Source organism: Frankia tisae (assembly GCF_025403405.1).
In the GTDB taxonomy this organism is placed as follows: Bacteria; Actinomycetota; Actinomycetes; order Frankiales; family Frankiaceae; genus Frankia; species Frankia tisai.
This window is the reverse complement of record NZ_JANEZT010000147.1, coordinates 1-15,138: the sequence shown is the minus strand read 5'-3', so window position 1 is coordinate 15,138 and position 15,138 is coordinate 1. Positions and strand designations below refer to the sequence as shown.

Sequence of the window (15,138 nt, the reverse complement as noted above, 5' to 3'; positions counted from 1 at the left end):
CGCCACGACCTCCCCGGCCGATGGGTCCGCCGACGCGTATCCCTCGACCGGGCGGGGCTCCGGCACCGCAGGGCCCGGGGAGACGGCGTCGGCGACATGGCCGGTCTGGAGCACGACCGCACAGGTGGTGGTGACCGACCCGGGCCGGCTCGACGCAGCCCGGCGGCTCGTCGTCGGTCAGCTCGCGGCGGTCGACGAGGTCGCCAGCCGGTTCCGCACCGATGCGGAAATCGTCCGGCTCGACGCGGCCGCCGGTGCCTCCCAGCAGGTCAGCCCCCTGCTCGCCGAGCTGATCGAAGTGGCCCTGACGGCCGCCCGGCGCAGCGGTGGGGACGTCGACCCGACCGTCGGGGGCGCACTGGCCGATCTGGGCTACGACCGCGACATCGCTCTGCTGCCACCCGGCGGACCGCCCGTGCGGGTGGTGCGCCGGCCGGCTCCGGGCTGGCAGCGCATCCGGCTCACCGGGCAGATGCTGACTCTGCCGGCCGGCGTGCGGCTCGACCTCGGGGCGACGGCGAAGGCGCACACCGCCGACCGTTGCGCCGCGCTGGTCGCCGAGCGGTTGGGCACCGGGGTCCTGGTCAGTCTGGGCGGGGACATCGCCACCGCCGGGCCGGCGCCCCAGGGTGGCTGGCGCGTCCGGGTGCTGGACCAGCCGGGCGAGCCCGAGTGCACGATCGAACTACCGGCGGGGCTCGCGGTCGCCACGTCCAGCACCCTGGGCCGACGCTGGCGGCGCGGCAACCGGCTGCTGCACCACGTGCTCGACCCGCGTACCTGCCAGCCGGCCCCGGCGGTGTGGCGGACGGTCACCGTTGCGGCGGCGAGCTGCGTCGACGCGAACACGGCGAGCACGGCGTCGATCGTGCGCGGCCCGGCGGCACCCGGCGCGCTGCGCCGCGAAAGACTGGCCGCGCGGCTGGTCGACGCGGACGGCACGGTCGTCACCGTGGCCGGCTGGCCCTACCCGGACGCAGCCGCCGCACCCGGGGACACCCGATGACCACCAACACGCTGTGGTACGTCGCCCGTGGCAGCGGCACCGTCGCGCTGCTGCTGCTCACGGTCACGGTCAGCCTCGGTGTGCTGGCCCGATCGGGCCGGGGCCTGGCGGGCCTGCCCGGCTTCGCGGTGGCCGCGGTGCACCGTAGCGCGTCCCTGCTTGCCGTCGGCTTCGTCGCCCTGCATGTCGTGACGCTGTCACTCGACCCGTATGCGCAGCTCACCCTGCCCGACATCATCATCCCCTTCGGGGCCGGGTACCGGCCGCTGTGGGTGGGCCTCGGCACGGTGGCGCTCGACCTGCTGGCGGCGATCGTGCTGACCAGCCTGCTGCGCCGCCATCTCGGCGCCCGCACCTGGCGGACGGTGCACTGGGCCGCCTACGCCGCTTGGCCGGTGGCGTTCGCGCACGCACTCGGCGCGGGCAGTGACACGAGCACCACGTGGCTGCGGGCGGTGGCTGTCACCTGCGCGTTCGCCGTCGCCGGTGCGGTGACCTGGCGGCTGTCGGCCGGGTTCGCCGCGAGCCGCCAACCCGTGGGCTTAGCGCCACCCCCGCCGCTGCCCGTCACGGTGAACGACTCCCCCGTCCGGGCGATGCGCACCATCCCGACGGGGGGCAGCCGTCCCGAACGGGCCACCCGGGCTGCCGCCACGGTGACGCCGCCCGCCCAGACCATCCCCGGTGCCGCGGGCCATCCCGAGGCGGCCGCCGACCGATCGGACCCACGATGACCGTCGAGCACGCTGTCTCCCCGCCTATCGCGAGCGCAACCGCGCCGGTCCCGCCCTCGCGCCTGGCCACAGCCGCCGCACCCCGGGGGCCCGCCTCGTCCGTCGGCGCCGGCCCGGCCGGCCGCGAACGCCCCAGCCGCGAACGCCCCGACCATGAGCCCTGGCCGGCCGGCGTCCACCGGATCCGCACCGGCGAGCATCCCCCGGCCGGACCGGGGATCACCGGACCGGGCCATGCGGTGAAGACTGTCGGGGATGGCGGGGATGGCGGAGGCGCCCAGCGTCTGCTGGCGGCGGCCGCGGCCGACCTCGGCAGCCACTACCGGCGGTGCGGGCCGGTGCCGTGGCGTGGTCCGGGTGGGCATCTGCTGGCGGAGATCCGCGACTCGGGCCTGACCGGGCGGGGCGGGGCGGCGTTCCCGACCTGGCGCAAGCTGTCCGCCGTCGCTGCGGCCGCGCACCCGGACACTGGACGTCTCGGTGGCCGCCGCCGGGCGGCACCCGGCGGCACCCGGCGGCCCGGCACCCCCGTCGTCGTCGCCAACGCCGCGGAAGGCGAGCCCGAGAGCGCCAAGGACGCCACCCTGCTCGTTGCGGCGGCGCATCTCGTCCTCGACGGGCTCCAGCTCGCCGCCGAGGCGGTCGGCGCCGGCGAGGCCTACGTCCACGTGAAGCCGGGGGCGGCGGCGCAAAGCGTCCGGCGGGCGGTGGCCGAACGGCGGGCCGCCGGCTGGGACCGCTGCCAGATCGAGGTCCGCGAGGCACCGGCAACGTTCCTCGCCGGAGAGGCGTCCGCGGTCGTCGCCGCGCTCGAAGGCGCGCCGGCGCGGCCCCGCGCGCACTGGCGACCGCTGGCCGACGACGGCCTGCACGGACGGCCGACGCTGGTGCACAACGTCGAGACCCTCGCCCACCTGGCGATGATCGCGCGTTGGGGCGCCGCCTGGTTCCGCTCCGTCGGGACCGCAGACGAGCCCGGCACGCTCCTGGTCACGGTGACGGGAACCGTCGCCGCGCCGGGAGTCGTCGAGGTGCCGTACGGAACCCCCCTCGGTGATCTTCTCGGGCTGCGCGGCGGTGCCGTCGAACCGGTCGGCGCCCTGCGGCTCGGCGGCTACGCCGGCACCTGGCTGCCCGTCGAGGTGGGGCCGCAGGTGGCGATGTCGCGGGCGGGGCTGGCCCCGTGGGGCGCCGAGCCGGGACCGGGGATCGTCTCGGTGCTGCCCGCCGGTGCCTGCGGGCTGGCCGAGACCGCCCGCATCGTCGCCTACCTGGCCGCGCAGAACGCCGGCCAGTGCGGCCCGTGCGTCAGCGGGCTGCCGCAGCTCGCCCGGTCGGTGGCCGGCATGGCGCGGGTCGCCGGCCCGGACACGGCGCCGGACGGGGAGAACCCGGCCCAGGCGGCGAGCCGCGCGCTTCGCCTGGCCGCCCTGGTCTCGGGCCGCGGCGCCTGCCACCATCCCGACGGCGCGGCCCGCCTCGTACACAGCGCTCTGCGCACGTTCGCCGCCGACATCCGCGCGCACGCGCAGGGCCACTGCCTCGGCTCGGCCCACCCGAGCTGACCGGCGACCGACCCCGCGAGGTGGTCCGCCGCCGAGCCGCCCGCGACCCATCGGCACACCCCGGCCGGCCCACCCAGCATGCACGCGTTCAGGCAGGCACAGGAGGAGACATCATGCCCGGCATACCGCAACGGCGGCGGGCCGCCCCGACCGACGCTCCAACCGGCCATCCGGCCACCACAGCGGGCGGCGGCGTGCCCGCGGCCGGCCCGGCCCGGCTGTGGATCGACTGGACGGCCTGCGACGCCCGCGGCTGGTGCGCCGAGCTGCTCCCGGAGCTGCTCACCCGCGATCCTGACGGCTACCCCCTGGCCCTCGCCCCGGGCGCCCGGGCCACCCGGGACATCACGATCCCCGCGCAGCTCGCCGGCCACGCCCGCCGGGCTGTCGACGCCTGCCCCCGCCTCGCTTTGCGCCTGCTGCCCCCCAGGTGAGCGGCACGGCCGAGCACGCCGTCGGACCAAGAATATTTTCTCGGAAATCTCCGTGTGAGAGAACGAGATTGCGGGGTACAGCAACATCACGACAGTACCGGCCGACGACCGAAGGAGAAGAGGAGTTCCCATGACGAGGCCCAACACGGTGCACGATGCCGGTACCGAGCAGCTTCCCGTCAACCCGCCTTCCAACCAGCCTCTTAACCAGCCCTACGGCCAGCCCTACCGTGAGCCGTACCCGCCCCAGAACTCGCCGCAGTACGGCGGCTATGGCACTCAGGAAAGCGACCGGACGGGCTATTTTCCGTACCCGGATAATGGCCAGGATCAGATGCAGTACGGCCGCCAGCCGCAGCCGGCCGGGCCGCGCACGGAATCGTCCGGGACGCGGGCGCTGTGGATTCTCGCCTTCGTTTTCTCGGTCGTGGCGCTGTTCGTGCCGTTCGTCGGTTTCGCCGCCATCGCCTGCGGCGCCGTGGCCTGGGGCAAGGGCAGCCGGCGGGGCAGGCTCGCGACCTTCGTCGCCATCGCGGCCATGATCGTCGGCTGGGTCCTCAGCATCCTGGTCTACACCTCCTGACCCGCGCCGCGGCCGTCTCGAGCATCGCAGGAAGGCCTGCGCCTCCTACCCGGCACCTCCTGCCCAGCCCGCTGCCCGACGGTCAGGCCAGTCGTTCGGGCAGCGGACGCAGGGGGAAGTTCGCCCAGATGAACGCGTCCATCTGGTGTTGGTCACCGGTCAGGTTCAGCACCCGGTCGACCTTCCCGTCGGCATCGAAATGCCAGACGAGCGCCCAGGTGGCGTCCACCCCGCCGACGCCCGCGCTGGACCAGCCACGGTGACTCCTCTGACGGTTGAAGCCGTCAGCTTCTCAGGCCGCCTGCGCCTCAGCCTGACGGGCAAGCCCTGTCCGAAGAATGTTGACGGCCGCATTCTCGTCCGCGTCCGCGGTGTGCCCGCACATCACACAGCAGAACTCGGCCTGGGTGGGCCGGTTCTCCTCCGCGACATGGCCGCAGGCCGCGCAGCGCTGGGAGGTGTGGCGGGCGTTGACCTCGACGACGACCCGTCCGGCGCTTTCAGCCTTGGCACGCAACACCCCGGCTGATCATCCCCACCCGGGCGGCGGTCTTCCCGCGCCGCGCCGAACCGCGCTTCGCCCGGGACAGGTCCCGCTGGGCGGCCGCCAGCCGGCCGGCGGACCGGTCCAAACACGTCGGGTTCGGCTCATGCTCGCCGGCCGAGGTCGTCAGGAACGACGCGATAGCGACATCCACACCGACCACCCCACCGGCGGGGGGCAGCGGCTCGGCGGGCACGTCGTCGCAGAACAGGATCACATACCAACGCCTGCCCTCACGCGTGACGCTGACCGTCCTGACCCTGCCGAGCACCCGCCGATACTGGTGGACCTTGACATGACCAATGCCCTGCAACCGCACGAACGTCCGCGTGGGATTCTCCGGCTACGAGTCCCAGTCCAAGGGCCCACGCCGTCGTTGACCCGTCCGGCGGCCGTCACCTGCCGCGGATCCGATGGGCGAGATCCTCGGTCCAGAGCCGGTCCAGATCGCCGGGCCGCAGCCCATATCCGGTGAACCGTTCGACGACGAGCAGGCCTTTGGCAATCCAGTTCTGCCGGGCCGTCAGGTCGATGCCGGCCAGGTAGGGCGCCGCCTCGGGCCCGGCCGGGTAGGACGCGGTCAACTCGTCCGCCACGACGATGTCGCCGGCACGCGCCAGGGTCAGCCGGGTGAGAGCGTTGACGTTCCAGAACATGCTCGCCGCGGGACCGAGCCGGGACAACGCACGCATGACTTCCGGGTCGCTACCGGTGAACCCGTTGTCCTCCGCCACCACGACCACGCCGGCCTCGGGCAGGGCGAGCGCCGCCACCCAGCCGTCGCGGTCCGGCAGGTCGATCAGGGAGACCAGCGATCGCCGGTGGCGCGGATCGGCGCCGAAGGCGCGCACCACGTCGTCCCGGTCGGCGCCAGCCACGACGGTGATGGTGGCGGCCTCCTGCAGCATGCTGGCGTAGATCCACCGCAGGTGGCCCTCGGGCGGGGCCGGCGGCTCCGGCTCGCCACGCAGCCGGTGACCGAGCCGGTCGGTGCGGCGGCGGACGAGTTCGGGCGCGGGCGGCGCGGGCCACACCCACAGCTCGTAGGACTCGGTGCGGTTGGCGTCGTCGCGGCCACGCGCGACGACCCGCAGCCGATGGTCGCCGGGCCATGGCGGCGTCTGCTCCCGCAGGGCCGCCGGGGCGGGGGTGCCGTCCGGGCTGACCACCGATGCGGACCCAACGTCCGCGTGCCAGCTCACCTCGACGCCCTCGTCCCAGTCCCGCAGGTTCCAGCCCCCCGGGCTCGGTGATTCGGGCGGCGGCTCGGCCAGGACGCGTAACCGGATCCGGACGCTGCCGTCGGCCTGGCCGGTTCGGATCACCGCGCCGCCGGGAACCACGGCGACCAGGCCGTTGGCCGAGAAGGCCGCGTCCGCGTCGACGCCCGGCGGAAACGAGCCCTCGAACAGGCCGAACCTGTGGCCGCGCACCTGCACCGACCCGGCGCAGGAACGCGGGAGGCGATACTCCGACCGGCGCCTGGCCAGCAGGGCCTCGCCGTAGCCGGGCGGCATCGGCACGCCGGACAGGTACACGGCGGCGGCACCGAGCCCGGTGCCGACGACCGCGGGGGCGCCGACGACGAAGGGCGCCAGGGCGACCGTCGGCAGGACCGCCGCGGCGACGGCAACACCGAGCGCGAGGTGCGCCGCACCGCGGCGCGCCGCGATCTCCGCCTCCGCCGCAGCGGCGTCGGTGAGCAGGGGTGCGATCGCGGGATGTCGAGCCAGGACGGCGACCAGCGTGACGACGAGCTCCGTGGCCTCCGGCAGCACCCGGTCGAGGCGGCGCACCGCGTGCACCACCTCGCCGTCGGGATCGTTCGTCCCGACCGGCTCGTCGACGGTGATCTGCCGCGGCGGCCGGAGGTTGCGCAGGTCGGGCAGGCCGGGCACGGGCGCCAGCCGCAGGCCGTCCACGGCGAGCTCCAACGCGCCGAGCAGCCGCTCCGCGAGCGGCGTGCCCAGTGCCCGCAGGGCCTCCAGCACCGCGGAGCCGACGTAACCCTCGCGGCGTAGGCCGGAGAGTCGGACCAGTCCTGGTGGGACGGGAAGGGGACGGACCGTCCCGGCTGAACTTCCCGGCCCACCACCACAACCCCCGGCGGGGCAACAACCCCCAGCGGGGCCTCCGCACCCGGCGGGGCCTCGGCACCCGGCTCAGCCGCGCCGAGGCGGCCGACCACTGCCGCGGGCGCGGGTGGTACTCGGGCAGCGAGCTGCGGCAACACCTCGGCCACGAGCCCGGCGAGCACCCACGTCGCCTCGCCGCTCACGCCGCCCAACGGGGCGACCCGAGGCCCGGAATCCGGCCGCCCGGACACCTCGTGCGACGCCGGCACCACACCCCGCCGACCTTGCTCCTCGTCCACCATCGGCCCCGCTCCCACTGGACTCGTCAGATCTCGACTCCATCTGGCGATCAGGCTAGGCGGGGGGTCCGACAGAAATCGGCGCACAGTGGCCCAGCAGGTCGTCTGCGCGCACGCCCGAACCGGAGACGGACGCGGTGCCTACCCGTCGGTGCCCGATCCGTCGCTCTGGACCAGCCACGCCGCCGGGCAGCCGTCCGCCGTCCGAACCGACGAAGGCCGGATCGGCGGCGGACGGTGCGCCGTCGCCGTCAGCGGTGACGGGGGACGGGGCGCTTGAGGACGACGCGGTCGAACTCGGTGCCGTGCTCGTCGACGCCGCGCACGGTCAGCGTGGACGAGCCGCCCGGGTGCCCGGGCGCCGAGTCGACGGCGACGAACGCGTAGTTGTCGAAGCGCGTGCGCGACCAGCTGATCGCCTCGGGGGTCTTCGTGCCGTCGGGCGCCCAGACGTAGCTGTTCGGCACGATGTTCGACCCCGCCGGGGCCGGCTTGCCGCGGTAGTTCTCCACCTCACCGGTCTGGAACTGGTAGCGCGGGCGGCCGGCGCTGCCCGCGGTGATGTAGATGGTGCCGTCGGTGGCCGGTTCGATGGTCGAGCCGTCCGGCGCCTCGCGGGTCGGGGCGTTGTTGCGGATCGGGTCAGAGCGCTCGAAGAGGTGGTTGTGTCCCTGCAGCACCAGGTCGACCTGGTAGCGGTCGAACAGGCCCGCCCACGCACCGCGGACCCCGCCGTCACTGGCGTGCTGCGTGGTCGTCGAGTAGGCGCAGTGGTGGAAGAAGCAGACGATGAAGTCGATGTCGGGGTCGTTGCGGTAGCCCTTGAGGGTGCGCTCCACCCAGGAGGTCTGCGCGCCGCCGGAGTAGCCGGTGTTCGTCTTGATCTCGAAGCTGACGTCGTTGGCGTCCAGCGAGAGCACGGCGACGTTGCCGTAGACGAACGAGTACACGCTCGGGCAGCCCTTGGGCCCGTCGCCGGGCAGGTCCAGGCGGGCGGCGTGGCCGCCGTAGCCGTGCGGCGAGTACAGCGCCTCCATGTCGTGGTTGCCAGTGGCGAACATCCACGGGCTGCGGGCGCTGGAGAGCTCGATGTCGGCCAGGTAGACGTCCCAGACCGTCGGGTCGTAGTTGTCGAAACCGGCCGGGGGCTGACCGGTGGGGTTCCGCTGCGGGGGCTTGCCCGCGCCGGACGGGTCGGCGTAGCAGATGTCGCCGGCGAGCAGGTGGAAGGCGGGATCCTGGCGGGCGATCGCCGCGGTGATGGCGGAGGCGTGCGCGACGGTCGGCTCGTTGTCCGGCTTGTAGTAGTTGTCGTCGAACAGGCCCTTCGGGTCACCCTTCGGGGTGGTGTTCGACCCGTGGTCGCCCATCATCGTGAACCGGAACGGCCCGCCGTGGCGACCCTTCGCGTGGCCGGTGCGCACCGCCTGCACCGGGGTCGTCGCCCCGCCGGGAACTCGGAACCGGTAGTAGTACTCCCGGCCCGGGGCCAGACGGTCGAACGCGGCGTGGACGTAGAACTGCTCGACGCTGAGGATCGACCCGTCGACCTGCGGAACCTGGGACAGCAGCGGCCGGACCTCGGCCTCGACCGTGCCGCCGAGGCCGCGGGTCGGGCCGATGTCGACGAGGATCCGGCCGCGGCCCGGGTTGCGGGTGAGCTGCGCGGCCAGGCGGAGCTGACGCGCCGGGTCCACGCCGAACGCGGTGTGCCGCCCGCCGACCAGCAGGGGGCTGTCCGCCGCGGTGGCGGCATAGGCGGCTCGACCGAACGGGGTCGTGCCCAGCGTCGCGGCGCCCGCACCCGCCAGGCCGCCGAGCAGCATGCCGCGGCGGCTCACCGGCCGGCGGCGCAGAAAGGTCTGGAGCCACTCGTGCTGCTCCGCGATGGTCATGTCCTGGGCGATGTTCGCCGGAACGCCGGATGCGACCACTTCGTTGGGAGGACTCACTGGCATGGCGCTGAACGTAGGCCCGCCGCCTACGGAGCGCCCCAACGGCAAGATGGCCGCCGGTCGAAATATACGTAAACACGTTTACCGTCGACGCAGGCCGGCAGCCCCTTTCCCGGTTGGCGCCTTCCCGGTTGGCGCGGTACTCGGCCCGGCGGAGGTCGCCGGTCAGGTCGGACGGTCGGTGGCGGTCACCTTGAGCTTCACGTTCCTGCCGTCGCGGTTGACGGTCAGGGTGACCGTCTGCCCCGGATCGACGGTCCGCAGCTCGGCCGAGAAGTCCTCGATGGAGGTGACCGCCCGGCCGTCGAACGAACGGATGACGTCACCGGGCTGGATACCGGCCTGGGCCGCGGGGCCGCCGCTGACCACACCGATCACCAGCGCACCGCTGCGGACGGTCAGGCCGAGCTGGTCGGCGATCTGCGGGGTGAGCGTGACGGACTGGATCCCGATGAACGCGTGCCGCACGGAACCGGTGCGCAGGAGCTGATCGACGGCATCGACGACGGTGGCCGACGGGATCGCGAACCCGAGCGAGACCGCGCCGCTCTGCGGCGGCACGTACGCCTCGGTGACGCCGACGACCCGTCCCTGCGCGTCCAGCAGCGCGCCGCCGGAGTTCCCCGGCGAGATCGCCGCGTCGGTCTGGATGAGATCGACCCGCGGGCCGGCCGCCGCGGCCTGCCCGCCGGACCCGCCCTGGCCGCCTTCCCCGCCCTGACCGCCCGGGCCACCCTGACCGTCGACGCCGGGCAGCGTGCGGTTGAGGCCCGAGATGACCCCGGCGGTGACGCTGTTCTCCAGGCCGAGCGGGCTGCCGATGGCGATCGCGAGCTCACCGAGGCGGGGCTGCTGCTCGCGGAACTTCGCCGCCGGCAGCCCGGTGCGCTCAACCTTCACCACGGCGAGGTCGCTGATCGCGTCCGCGGCCTGCACCCTGCCCGGCACGCGCCGCCCGTCCGCGAAGGCGACCTCGACCGCCCCGCCGGAGGCCGCGGCCACGACGTGCTGGTTGGTGACGATGACACCGTCGGAGCGGTAGACGATCCCGCTGCCCAGCCCGTCCCCCACAAGGACGGTGACCACGGAGGGCTCCACGTCGGCCACGACGTCCGACACCACGGACAGCGCCCCCGCGGCGGCCGGTGGCTCGCCCTTGGCCGGCGGCACGCTGGAGCGTCCGCCGTGCCCGACGAAGGCGATGAGGGCGACGAGCACCACGACCACAGCCCCCACCCGCAACCACGCTCTGCGCACGACCCGATACACGCTGGTGACATACCCGCTGACGAATCGTCTGCACGCCGCGTGGCGAACGCCCGCCCACGACAGACCGAGGCGACGGGCAACAGCCGGCGAAAAGGACGCTCGCGCGGACCCGTTCTCGTTCTCTTCCGTAAGAGTCGAATTTTGCATATCAGCAAACAAAACCATGCAGCGGAATAAGCCCTTCAGAACGACTATGATATAAATCACATTCGCGATAATGCGAGACGCATCGATCCGTGCGCCTTAGTCTGCCCGTGTCATCAGTTCCGTCATCTGTCCGCGCGACCGCGACGGGCCTTTGCCGATTCATGGGGGTGGAAAATGTCGGGAACGGAGGTCGCGACCCGCATCGTCGGGAAGACCAAGGCGACGCTGCGGCAGAACAAGCGGCTGCGGGGCGGCGTCGTCGCCGCAAAGGACGCACTGTGGCAGGCCCGGGTCTCCCTGGACGCGGCGCGGCGCGGGGCGGTCGTCGTCGAGGACGAGTACGGCATCACCCTGCTGGTCCCCGCCGGCGAACGGGCTCATCTGCGCTCGCTCATGCGCCGCCCGGGGGACCGTCCGGCCTTCGCCCTGATGGACCGGCTGCTCAGCGGCGGCGACGTGGTGTTCGACGTGGGCGCCAACATCGGCGTCTACAGCGTGCACGCCCGACGCCGCATCGGCGCGACCGGCCGGGTGTACGCCTTCGAGGCGGTGCCCGCGACTGCCGACCGGCTCGTCCAGACCCTCGCGCTCAACCGGTCCGCGGACGTCACGGTCGTGCGCGCCGCCGTCACCGACACCCCGGGCACGGCGACGATGAACGTGTTCCCGGACCCCGCGTCCGGGTGGAACTCCCTCGGCAGCCACCCGATGTTCACCTACGACGGCACGGCGATCCGGCCGAGTGAGGTGGTCGAGGTCCCGGCGATCACCCTCGACGGGTTCGCCGAGCGGGAGGGGATCGAGCGGGTGGCGCTGTGCAAGGTCGACGTCGAGGGCTTCGAGCGCCAGGTCTTCACCGGCGCGGCCGGGCTGCTGGCGCAGCGGCGCATCGGCGTCATCTGCTTCGAGATCAGCGAGGACCCTCTCATCGGGGAGGGCGGCACCCCCTCGGAGGTCTTCGACGCGCTCGGCCGCCACGGCTACCGGACCTTCCGCCACGACGAGGCGACCGACACCCTCGTCGGCCCGATCGACCCGGCCGTCGAGGACAAACGCCTCGCCGCCGAACCCGTCCGTCCCTACGTCGCGAACTACTTCTCCACCGCGGACGAGGCGCTGCTGCGCGCCTGAGGTGCGGCGGAACCGTCAGGAGTCGGTCCAGCGGGGCTCGCGTCGTTCGAGGTAGGCGGCCACCGCCTCCGGGTTGTCCGCGGTGGTGGAGGCGAGGACCTGGGTGCGGTTCTCCAGGTTGATCGCCGCCTCCAGGCCGGGGATCTCCAGCGTCGACCACATCACCTGCTTGGTCATGTAGACGCCGAACGGCGAGTTGGCGCGGATGAGCCGCGCGGTCTCCAGCGCGCGCTCCAGCAGCGCGTCGTCGGGCACGACGTCGACGACGAGGCCGATGCGCAGCGCCTCCTCGGCGTCGATGATCCGGCCGGTGAGCAGCAGCTCGTGCGCCCGCCCGACGCCGACGACCCGGTTGAGCAGCCAGCCGGTGCCCATGTCGCAGCCGGACAGCCCGACGCGGGCGAACGCCGCGGAGAAACGCGCCGACGCGGCGGCGAGGCGGACGTCGCAGCCGAGCGTGAACGCCAGGCCGCCGCCGGTCGCCGGCCCGTTGACCGCCGCGATCACCGGCTTGGACAGCGCCCGCAGCCGGCTCGTCGTCCGCGAGTACTGCTCCTGGATCTGGAAGGTGCCGACGGGGCCGGGCCGCGGCTCGAACGGCTCCGGGAGGTCCGGATCCCCACCGCGCAGGTCGGCTCCGGCGCAGAAGCCGCGGCCCGCCCCGGTGAGGATCACCACCCGGCAGGAGCGATCCGCGTCGACCTCGTCGAGGCGGCGGTGCAGCGCGTCGACGAGCGCCGGCGTGATGGCGTTGAGCCGCGCCGGCCGGTTGAGCCGCAGCAGCTGCACGCCGTCCTCGACGACCTCCCGCTGGACCAGATCCACCCCGGCTGCGCCGTCCGGCCCGCTCACAGCGCCGCGCCGCTGGTCGTCGGGTCGGCGCCACCGAGGGCGCCAAGGGCGCCGACGGCGCCGACGGCGGGGACGGCGCGGATGGCACTGACCATCTCGCGGACCTCGTCGGCGCCGAGCGACGGCGGCGGGGTGAAGGACAGGCGCGTCGCCAGGCCGGCGAAACGCTCGGCGAAGCGGGCGGGGACCTCGGCCGGCGGGGCGACGACGGCGAACGCCTCGACGACGTCGTCGTCGATCAGCCCGGCCATCTCCGCCCAGCGGTTCTGCTTCGACAGCACCGTGAGCTCGGCACCGAGGTCACCCCAGCCGTGCAGCTCCAGCACCGGGCGGTAGGCGGGTGTCGAGCCGTAGAAGGAGATCTGCCCGCGGATCGTCGCCAGGCCCTCGACGATCTCCTGCTCGGTTCCCGTGGCGAGGAAGGCGCCGGCGACAACGTCGAAGCCGGCCAGGTCGAGCCCGGCGCGGCGCCGGCCCTCGGCCAGCGCCGGCAGGGTGTGCTCGCGGATCCAGCTCGCGGTGGTGAAGCCGTGGCAGAGGAAACCGTCGGCGACCTCGCCGGCGACCCGGGTCATCACGTCGCCGACGCCGGCCAGCAGCACCCGCGGCGGCCCGTAGGGGTGCGGCGCCGGGACGAACGTCGGCGGCATCAGCGTGTGCCGGTAGTACTCGCCCTCGAACGACAGCGGCGCCCCGTCCGCCCAGCTCGACCACGCGGCCCGCATCGCCAGGATGAACTCGCGCATCTGCGGCCCCGGACGGCCCCACGGCATCGAGAAGCGCCGGGTGATGTGCGCCTTGACCTGGGACCCCAGCCCCAGCACGAACCGGCCCCCGGAGAATCGCGCCAGGTCGTGCGCGGTGTAGGCCAGCGACATCGGCGAGCGGGAGAGCGCCACCGCGATCGACGTGCCCAGCTCGATGGTCGACGTGGCGTCGGCGGCGAGCGTCAGCGGCAGGAACGGATCCTGGTTGACCTCGGACGCCCAGACGCCGTCGTAGCCGGCCTCCTGCGCCGCGCGGGCACTGCGCGTCGCCTGCTCCAGCGTGCCCAGGGCTCCGTCGATCTTCATACGCATCCTCATGAGTGGTGGGAGCACGCCCGGCGGCCACCCGGCCGCAGCCGTCCGTCGACAGGGAAGCTAACAGAACCCGTCTGCTGCGGCCATCAGTTGTTATCTGTCCCCGGCCGCGACGCACACCGCCCCGGTCACCCGATGCCGAGCGCGTGGCGGACCTGTGCGGTCGCGCGCCCGTCGAGGCCGCCGTGGGCGGTCGCGTAGGTGTCGACGACCTGCTCGCGCAGGGCGCGGGCCTCGGGCGGCAGGAACTCGGGGGGCAGCTCCGGGTCCCGGTAGACGAGTTCGCGGTAGTCGTGGGTGAGCCGCATCCACCACAGCAGCGCGTCCGGTCCGGTCAGGGCGTCGCGGGAGACGGCGGCGCGCAGCGGCGCGAAGCGGGCGACGAACGCACTGTAACGCTGGGTGAGCGAGCCGAGATCCCAGCAGCGGTGCAGGATCGCGTCGACGTCAGCGAGCGCCGAGGGGCGGCCGACGAACACGTCGACCAGGCCGGCCAGGTCGAGCGACTCGACCAGATCCTTGACCTCGTCCTCGCAGGCCCGCGCGGCGACCCAGGTGGCCTCCCGCAGCCGGCCGAAGCCGAGGTAGGCCAGCGCGCTCTTCATCCGCCGCCGAGTCGAGCGCAGCTCGTCGGGCACCGAGGCGAGCACGATCGTCCACGAGCCGTCCCAGCCCACCGACCGGCCGAAGCTCTCCACCCGGCCGCCGACCGAGGTGACCGTCTCGGCCATCTGCCGGCCGAGCCGGTAGCTGGTCTGGCGGCCGTCGCGGCGGCGTTCGAGCGAGCCGTCCGCGCACAGCCGCGACAGCCCCACCCGGGTCGCCCCCGCCGCGTAGCCGGCGGTGGCGAGCAGGTCGACGAGGCCCGCGCCGGACGCGAACGGGCGCGCCGGCAGCGCGGTGCCGATCAGCAGCGGCACCCAGCTCTGCGCCGACACACCCGGAAACTCACCGGCCGTCATCACCGGAGTGTAACGACGCCTCGGCTGCCGCCCGTCCGAAGCGCCGCGGTCCCAGACCCGGTCGCCCGCGGCCGGGGCGGATCGATTGACGGGTGGGCGCGGCCGCGCCTAGAACCTCGGACATGGACCGCATTCGACGTCACACCCGACGAGGCCAACAGCCCCGCCTTCCGTCCCAGGCCGCGAGGTGAGCGCCGGCGCCGGTCGGCTCGCCGGCCGTACGGCGATCGTCACCGGGGCCAGCCGCGGCCTGGGCCGGGCCATCGCCCTGGCCTTCGCCCGCGAGGGCGCCGCGGTCGCCGTGGTCGCACGCACCGAGGCGCAGTGGGACGCACGCCTGCCCGGCACCGTGCACGAGGTCGTCGAGGAGATCGTGAAGGACGGCGGCCGAGCCCTGGCCGTCCCCGCCGACCTGTCCCGGCCGGCGGACGTCGAACGCATCGTCGAGGTGACCCGTGCCCGCCTCGGCCCCGTCGACCTGCTGGTGAACAACGCCGCCC

The 15,138-nt window shown here is 73.9% G+C and carries 16 protein-coding genes; 7 read left to right on the top strand and 9 right to left on the bottom strand.

Translation table 11 applies throughout. The annotated features are described in order from the left end of the window. The first annotated feature begins 124 nt into the window (after positions 1-124). The 5 genes from NBZ85_RS15575 (at position 125) to NBZ85_RS15555 (ending at position 4,322) form a co-directional block, all read left to right on the top strand. Entirely contained in the window at positions 125-1,006 is an 882-nt protein-coding gene (locus NBZ85_RS15575) for an FAD:protein FMN transferase (RefSeq protein WP_261562114.1), read from the top strand. After that, positions 1,003-1,740, top strand: a complete 738-nt coding sequence (locus NBZ85_RS15570; protein WP_261557380.1) for a ferric reductase-like transmembrane domain-containing protein — start codon at positions 1,003-1,005, stop codon at positions 1,738-1,740. Before NBZ85_RS15575 ends, NBZ85_RS15570 begins: the two co-directional genes overlap by 4 nt. Then, complete coding sequence (locus NBZ85_RS15565; RefSeq protein ID WP_261562113.1) at positions 1,737-3,305, top strand: NADH-ubiquinone oxidoreductase-F iron-sulfur binding region domain-containing protein; 1,569 nt, start codon at positions 1,737-1,739, stop codon at positions 3,303-3,305. The genes NBZ85_RS15570 and NBZ85_RS15565 overlap by 4 nt, the downstream gene beginning before the upstream one ends. Before the next feature lie 113 nt (positions 3,306-3,418). Then, positions 3,419-3,739 carry a ferredoxin gene (locus NBZ85_RS15560; protein WP_261562112.1) on the top strand — a complete coding sequence of 107 codons (321 nt, stop codon included), beginning with the start codon at positions 3,419-3,421 and terminating at the stop codon, positions 3,737-3,739. Positions 3,740-3,869: 130 nt separating this feature from the next. Further along, positions 3,870-4,322: a DUF4190 domain-containing protein gene (locus NBZ85_RS15555; protein WP_261557383.1), complete on the top strand. Its 453-nt coding sequence runs from the start codon at positions 3,870-3,872 to the stop codon at positions 4,320-4,322. 82 nt (positions 4,323-4,404) lie between these two features. Here the strand turns inward: NBZ85_RS15555 and NBZ85_RS15550 are convergent, their stop codons facing one another. The 6 genes from NBZ85_RS15550 to NBZ85_RS15525 form a co-directional block, all read right to left on the bottom strand. Further along, a complete protein-coding gene (locus tag NBZ85_RS15550) occupies positions 4,405-4,551 on the bottom strand; it encodes a hypothetical protein (RefSeq protein WP_261557384.1) in 147 nt (48 codons plus the stop codon). 63 nt (positions 4,552-4,614) lie between these two features. Next, positions 4,615-4,842, bottom strand: a complete 228-nt coding sequence (locus tag NBZ85_RS15545) for a zinc ribbon domain-containing protein (RefSeq protein ID WP_261557385.1) — start codon at positions 4,840-4,842, stop codon at positions 4,615-4,617. Continuing rightward, entirely contained in the window at positions 4,823-5,179 is a 357-nt protein-coding gene (locus tag NBZ85_RS15540) for a hypothetical protein (RefSeq protein WP_261557386.1), read from the bottom strand. Before NBZ85_RS15540 ends, NBZ85_RS15545 begins: the two co-directional genes overlap by 20 nt. 82 nt (positions 5,180-5,261) lie before the next feature. Further along, positions 5,262-6,857, bottom strand: coding sequence for a DUF6461 domain-containing protein (locus tag NBZ85_RS15535; RefSeq protein WP_261562111.1), 1,596 nt, complete (start codon positions 6,855-6,857; stop codon positions 5,262-5,264). A 634-nt stretch (positions 6,858-7,491) separates the two neighbouring features. Next, entirely contained in the window at positions 7,492-9,198 is a 1,707-nt protein-coding gene (locus NBZ85_RS15530) for a metallophosphoesterase (RefSeq protein ID WP_261562110.1), read from the bottom strand. 162 nt (positions 9,199-9,360) lie between these two features. Next, positions 9,361-10,431: a S1C family serine protease gene (locus NBZ85_RS15525; protein ID WP_261557390.1), complete on the bottom strand. Its 1,071-nt coding sequence runs from the start codon at positions 10,429-10,431 to the stop codon at positions 9,361-9,363. 354 nt (positions 10,432-10,785) lie between these two features. Between NBZ85_RS15525 and NBZ85_RS15520 the strand changes: the two genes are divergently transcribed. Then, entirely contained in the window at positions 10,786-11,742 is a 957-nt protein-coding gene (locus NBZ85_RS15520; RefSeq protein WP_261557392.1) for an FkbM family methyltransferase, read from the top strand. Between the two features lie 15 nt (positions 11,743-11,757). On the opposite strand, the gene NBZ85_RS15515 is transcribed toward NBZ85_RS15520, so the two are convergent. The 3 genes from NBZ85_RS15515 to NBZ85_RS15505 form a co-directional block, all read right to left on the bottom strand. Further along, positions 11,758-12,594, bottom strand: a complete 837-nt coding sequence (locus NBZ85_RS15515; protein ID WP_261557393.1) for an enoyl-CoA hydratase/isomerase family protein — start codon at positions 12,592-12,594, stop codon at positions 11,758-11,760. Continuing rightward, entirely contained in the window at positions 12,591-13,667 is a 1,077-nt protein-coding gene (locus tag NBZ85_RS15510) for an LLM class F420-dependent oxidoreductase (RefSeq protein ID WP_261562109.1), read from the bottom strand. The genes NBZ85_RS15515 and NBZ85_RS15510 overlap by 4 nt, the downstream gene beginning before the upstream one ends. Before the next feature lie 137 nt (positions 13,668-13,804). Beyond that, entirely contained in the window at positions 13,805-14,614 is an 810-nt protein-coding gene (locus NBZ85_RS15505; protein ID WP_261562108.1) for a PaaX family transcriptional regulator C-terminal domain-containing protein, read from the bottom strand. 211 nt (positions 14,615-14,825) lie between these two features. Between NBZ85_RS15505 and NBZ85_RS15500 the strand changes: the two genes are divergently transcribed. Further along, the coding region (locus tag NBZ85_RS15500) for an SDR family NAD(P)-dependent oxidoreductase (protein WP_261562107.1) at positions 14,826-15,138 on the top strand (313 nt) is incomplete at its 3' end.

Coding starts and splice junctions, on each gene's coding strand:
- NBZ85_RS15570 (WP_261557380.1), top strand. CDS start 1,003: ATGACCACCAACACGCTGTGGTACGTCGCCCGTGGCAGCGGCACCGTC.
- NBZ85_RS15565 (WP_261562113.1), top strand. CDS start 1,737: ATGACCGTCGAGCACGCTGTCTCCCCGCCTATCGCGAGCGCAACCGCG.
- NBZ85_RS15560 (WP_261562112.1), top strand. CDS start 3,419: ATGCCCGGCATACCGCAACGGCGGCGGGCCGCCCCGACCGACGCTCCA.
- NBZ85_RS15555 (WP_261557383.1), top strand. CDS start 3,870: ATGACGAGGCCCAACACGGTGCACGATGCCGGTACCGAGCAGCTTCCC.
- NBZ85_RS15530 (WP_261562110.1), bottom strand. CDS start 9,198: ATGCCAGTGAGTCCTCCCAACGAAGTGGTCGCATCCGGCGTTCCGGCG.
- NBZ85_RS15520 (WP_261557392.1), top strand. CDS start 10,786: ATGTCGGGAACGGAGGTCGCGACCCGCATCGTCGGGAAGACCAAGGCG.
- NBZ85_RS15510 (WP_261562109.1), bottom strand. CDS start 13,667: ATGAAGATCGACGGAGCCCTGGGCACGCTGGAGCAGGCGACGCGCAGT.